The following is a 595-nucleotide window of genomic DNA, read 5'->3' as shown; positions in this document are numbered from 1 at the left end:
AGTCGAGCGGGTCTGTTTCTGTAGTCGCTCCAAACGACGTCTATAAAGGCGATCAAACCGTCACCACCGCCATCAAAGGCGTCACCGGCGGCGAGCACTTCGAGAACCTGGTACCGGGCACTACGCCGGTGAACACCACCGTTACCGATACTCCGGGCACTGCGGACACCACCACCGTGACCCTGACCGCGCCAAACGCAGTTAATGAAGGTGGTCAGATTACGTACACCGCCACGCTTTCTAACAAAGCGGGTACTGACGTCACGCTGAAACTCGACAACGGTTCCACCATCACCATCAAGGCTGGCGATACCGTCGGCACTGTGACCGTTCCTGCACCTAGCGATGACGTGTTCATCGATAAGAGCACCCAGACCGTCAAGATCACTGACGCCACCGGCGGTAACTTCGAGAAGCTGGAAGTTGCAGGCAACGGCGCGACCACCACGATCAACGACACCATCGACAAAGTCGATGTGGTACTGACGGCCACCAACACCGTCGGTGAAGGCGGCAACATCGTCTACACCGCCAGCCTTGTGGATAAAAACGGCGCGCCGGTAACTAACATCACCAACCCGCTGACCGTCACCCT

At 57.8% G+C, this 595-nt stretch carries 1 protein-coding gene; it reads left to right on the top strand.

All coding sequences use genetic code 11. The features are described from left to right. The coding region (locus tag ACQRBT_RS28275) for an immunoglobulin-like domain-containing protein (RefSeq protein ID WP_427851696.1) at positions 1-595 on the top strand (595 nt) is incomplete at both ends.

Source organism: Pseudomonas sp. R19M (genome assembly GCF_050312585.1).
Taxonomy (GTDB): Bacteria; Pseudomonadota; Gammaproteobacteria; order Pseudomonadales; family Pseudomonadaceae; genus Aquipseudomonas; species Aquipseudomonas palleroniana.
The sequence above is the reverse complement of the archived record's forward strand: the minus strand, read 5'-3'. Positions and strand labels throughout refer to the sequence as shown.